Source organism: Bradyrhizobium sp. 17, from assembly GCF_023073515.1.
Classification (GTDB): domain Bacteria; phylum Pseudomonadota; class Alphaproteobacteria; order Rhizobiales; family Xanthobacteraceae; genus Bradyrhizobium; species Bradyrhizobium canariense_D.
Window position 1 is genome coordinate 67,607 of sequence record NZ_JADPJQ010000047.1, and the last position, 4,032, is coordinate 71,638.

7 protein-coding genes are annotated in these 4,032 nt (G+C 62.5%); 4 read left to right on the forward strand and 3 right to left on the reverse strand.

The genetic code is table 11. The features are described from left to right. Positions 1-260 precede the first annotated feature (260 nt). The 4 genes from IVB13_RS08690 (at position 261) to IVB13_RS08705 (ending at position 2,637) form a co-directional block, all read left to right on the forward strand. On the forward strand, positions 261-548 hold the full coding sequence (locus IVB13_RS08690; protein ID WP_247483223.1) for a hypothetical protein: 288 nt from the start codon (positions 261-263) through the stop codon (positions 546-548). A 358-nt stretch (positions 549-906) separates the two neighbouring features. Next, positions 907-1,413, forward strand: a complete 507-nt coding sequence (locus tag IVB13_RS08695) for an SANT/Myb-like DNA-binding domain-containing protein (protein ID WP_247488391.1) — start codon at positions 907-909, stop codon at positions 1,411-1,413. Between the two features lie 542 nt (positions 1,414-1,955). After that, positions 1,956-2,204, forward strand: a complete 249-nt coding sequence (locus IVB13_RS08700) for a hypothetical protein (RefSeq protein WP_007601530.1) — start codon at positions 1,956-1,958, stop codon at positions 2,202-2,204. A gap of 163 nt (positions 2,205-2,367) precedes the next feature. After that, positions 2,368-2,637: a hypothetical protein gene (locus tag IVB13_RS08705; protein ID WP_247335274.1), complete on the forward strand. Its 270-nt coding sequence runs from the start codon at positions 2,368-2,370 to the stop codon at positions 2,635-2,637. Here IVB13_RS08705 and IVB13_RS08710 read toward each other — a convergent pair. The 3 genes from IVB13_RS08710 to IVB13_RS08720 all read right to left on the reverse strand — a co-directional run bounded on the left by IVB13_RS08710 (position 2,631) and on the right by IVB13_RS08720 (position 3,970). Beyond that, a complete protein-coding gene (locus IVB13_RS08710) occupies positions 2,631-2,837 on the reverse strand; it encodes a hypothetical protein (RefSeq protein ID WP_018454859.1) in 207 nt (68 codons plus the stop codon). The genes IVB13_RS08705 and IVB13_RS08710 overlap by 7 nt on opposite strands. Next, complete coding sequence (locus IVB13_RS08715; RefSeq protein WP_018454858.1) at positions 2,834-3,034, reverse strand: hypothetical protein; 201 nt, start codon at positions 3,032-3,034, stop codon at positions 2,834-2,836. The genes IVB13_RS08710 and IVB13_RS08715 overlap by 4 nt, the downstream gene beginning before the upstream one ends. 258 nt (positions 3,035-3,292) lie before the next feature. After that, a complete protein-coding gene (locus IVB13_RS08720) occupies positions 3,293-3,970 on the reverse strand; it encodes an SOS response-associated peptidase (RefSeq protein ID WP_018454857.1) in 678 nt (225 codons plus the stop codon). Positions 3,971-4,032 lie beyond the last annotated feature (62 nt).

Here is a 4,032-nt window from a genome sequence, read left to right on the forward strand (position 1 = left end):
CGTAATACATCGATGATCTCTCCGGCCCTTGCCCGATTGCGTTGGTCGCAAGGGACATTGTCCAGCATGGCGCGAACCAATTGCATCCTGGCGAACCCGCCCTGCTGCATTTGAACTAAAGTCGACCAATCCCGGGAGATGCCGTCCCAGCGGGCCGCAATCTGAACGTGCGATCGGGGCCAGAACATCTGCGCGGGAACTGTTGGACGCGCTCTCCATTAACGAACACGAACAGTCGGACCAATCGAGGGGAGTGGCCCATGGGCACCGAGCGGATGCACCCTCCGCGCTACTGGCGGATGCGGGCGGAAGAATTTCGCACCAAGGCGGACAATTGCGAGTACCCCGAGACGCGGGACGTGCTGCGCAAGGTGGCGCAAAATTACGACGAACTGGCCCGCCGCGCCGCGCGCATCTGCACCGTCGAGAGCCTGGACGAACTGCGGGGGGGGGCGCCAACAGCAAGCCGGTTTGATCGTTCAGGGCAAACCCGCTTGATGGTTCACGACGAAGCCGATGATCGGCGGGCGCGATCATGGGGCGTCTAGGCCGTCGCTTCCATCAGAAGCGCTGCCCGTGCGATTTGGAACGAATGTCCACTTTGCTACTTAGGAACTCAGTCCTCCAACGAGGGATGAGATGAGCAGCGAACAGCAAGCAGGCCCGGCAACGAGGCCGGATCAGCATTACAAGCCGGGGCCGGCGTGCCCCAAATGCGAGAGGGGCACGCGCTGCCTGACCTCGATCTTCGACGTGAGGCGCGATTGCTCGATCCTGATCTATCGGTGCGATTCGTGCCGCGAGGACGTCTGGATTTGAGCGCGCGCCGTCGTCGGCCCATCTGCGGGACGCCCCGTCGGAGATCTCATAGCAATCTCGGATAGGAACTTCGCGGGTTTCGCCCGCTTGTCGCCTGCATCGACCACGCAGGCGAGACAGCTACTAATCATGCAATCACGCTACCCGTTGTTGAAGAAGTGGACAGCGGAAGAGCACGAGCGGCTGAAGGCGTTGGCCGAAGCGGGCTCGCGGCCGGACGAGATCGCCGGCGAGCTTGGTCGCAGCGAAGCGGCAGTGAGGGTGCGCGCCTGGCAGCACGGCATCGCGCTGCGCCTCGTCACGCAGAAGCGCGGACCCTGGGTCGAAGGCGGGCATCCCGCCCTGTGTTCACTTGTGAACGGTCCTCAATCGTCTCTCGACGTACTCTGCGAATGGGCAGCAACACGGGAGCTTGTCATGCTCACCCGCGAGGACTTCGAGACGGATCTCGACCGGCAGAAAATGCACCAGCTCGATGCAAGCCAAACGACACGACAATTGCTGCGCCGTTCGCGGGAGCAGATCGCGGCATCGATCTCACTGCTTCAGCAGCAAGTTCCGAAGATCTGGCACCCTCAACCTCCAGAACGATAGAAACCTCTTCCGCCGTTCCCGCGTTTGCGCGCATGGCGGATCAAGACACCAGGCAGCGGCCGATTTGTGCTGCGTGCAACAAACCCATGACATTCATCGACGCGGTGAGTTCACCGGACGGCGCGATGGCCATCTTCCGGTGTTCCGGCTGCAACAAGCTGTCTTGGGAGAAGCCCAGGCAAGATCAAAACTAGGCCGTCGAAAAGAAACGGCCCCAGCCCGGGGGGCGAGCTGAGGCCGTGGGGGGGCGCCGGTCGTGCATCCGGACCGACGCGCGAATAACTTTTTGATCCCAAAAGCTGTTCCTATTTCAGGCGAGCGTGGACATCGCGCGCCCCGATGAAACACGCCTGAAACAGTTCTGAAGCCTGATTGTCTCGAACGCCCCGCCGGCTGCGTCCGACCAACCTAGCGAAAAGGAGATCATCATGATCCAGGTTGGCTCGAAGGAAGAAGTCGCGTTTTTGCTGGCGCTGTTCGGCACCCACACCCAGCCGGTCAAGCGGCCGGCGAAATCACGGCAGGCGTGAGGCGCTGGTCCCATACCAGGCTTGGCCGAATGCCAGAGCCTCTTGCGGCTTCTGATCGCAAGGGGCGACCCGAAGGCCATCCCGCTCGCGACAGGCGCCATCGATCAATATCTGAACACCGCGCCGGTGTGCATGCGCGGCCGTAGCCTGCGCGTGCTCCAGCGCGACGCGCTCGACCAGCATGGCACTGCGGTCGGCGTGCAGCGCTCGTTCGCGGAAACGGTGGATGCCTACATCGTCGGGAAGCTTGCGGAGGAGTGAGGGGGCCGAATGTCGTTTCGCCCTGTCGCTTTCGGCTTCCTGAAGAGGCACGAACGCGGTAGGAACCGCGAAGTTCCCGGAACCCATTGATCTCCCATAGATTTTTTCGCGACTTCCGGAAACCTTTGTCCGCTTCGGACCTATTAGGGCAAAGGATGCTGCAATGCCCCGATATTATTTCGATCTGCGCGACGACACCGGTGTAGCGCTCGACGAGGAAGGCTTGGAGCTGGCCAGCTGGCGCGCCGTTCAGGCGGAAGCCGCCAAGTCGGTCGCGGACATGGCGCGCGATGCTATCCTCTCCGCGCCTGCCGCGGGCGGCAGGCAGACGATGGCGATCGACGTTCGCGATGCCAAGGGTCCCGTGATGCAGGTCAAGTTCTCGTTCGCCATCGAGACCTTCAGGACGCCTGCGGCATCACGCGATCATTGACGCGTGAGAACGCCCGGCGGGGATTGCTCGGGCTCGAGTACGGCGATCTTGCGGCCGAGCTGCCAGACCTCGACCTTGCCGTGCTGCGTGAACTGCTGCGCGAAGGTGAGGGCGTTCGCATCCGACGCGGCCTCGAACGCTTCGGCCGATCGGAACACGCCGTTGTCGCCGACCAGGTAAGCGCGATATTGCTGGGTCATGTCGGTGGCCTCAGCCCTGGCGATTGCAGCCAGGCGGCAATATGCATGGCGGTCTCGTCCTGCCGCGCCTGGCGCAGCAGCATCTCGCGGCGGCGCCCCGGCGCGAGCGTGCGCGCCTCCTCGCGCAGCCGCGCGGCCTCCGCGGCGAGCCGTTCGTCGAGTGTCGTGGTCTGCTTGAATCGTCGTCGCTTCTGCATGCACGTCTCCCTCGTTCGCGTGGGGCGGGAGCAATTTCGGCGGTCTCATCACCCGGTCGATGGCAACTGCCTTGCGGTGATGGATCAATCCTCGCGCTTCTGGCGGCGAGAGGAAACATCATATGATATGTTGGCGGATTTAATTGCGCGAGTAAATTCAGCCACTTGAGCGCGTTACTCATCTTGATTGCTTGTGAGCAATGTGCACTTTTGGACAGAAGCGCATGTCTAATAGGGCGTAGGGAGCCGGCTCCCCTATTAGGAATCAGCTGTAGCGGCGGCGAATGCGTCTTCCTTCTCGATGCCGCGCGCGACGATCTTCAAGCATTCGTCTGGTAGCGGCCGTTGAAGCGCCTTGGCTTCTTCCCACGGCGCCCTTAGCCAAACGTCTCGCTCTTTCGCTGTCGTCAGCAGCACCGGCATTGCCTTCGGATGGATTGGCTCCACGACCGCATTCGGCGTCGTGGTGAGAAAACCGTACACCTGATGCGGCCCCGGAATGGGCTTCGACTTGGTGCCGCGATCGCCATTGAAAGTCGTCCAGATCCCGGCGAACGCGAACAGCGGCCGGGCGTCCGCGAGCGCAAACCACACGATGTCTTTCTTCTTGGTCTCCGGGTTGGGCTCCGGCGCGTATTCGGCAAAGCTGTTGACTGGCACGAGGCAGCGGTGCTCCGGCTTGAGCCACGCGCGCCAGTGCGGCGACGAGGTGTTGCGAATGTTCGTGACGGGCGGGCCGCCGGTACGCGGAGGGGGCGGCATGCCCCAGCGCATCAGCACCATCTCTCGCTCGCCGCCCGCATCGCGAATGATTGGCGCGGGGTAATCCGGAAACACACCCGGCATTGGCGCCAAATTGCCTTCATAGCGGCGGACGACCCGGAAGAGGTCGGCTATCGCGGCTTGGTTGGTGGTGATCGAATAGAGGTTGCAGATGTGGACGGCCCCCCACTTGTCAGGATGGTAGCAGACTTTTGACCTGATCGCTTGCTATCAGA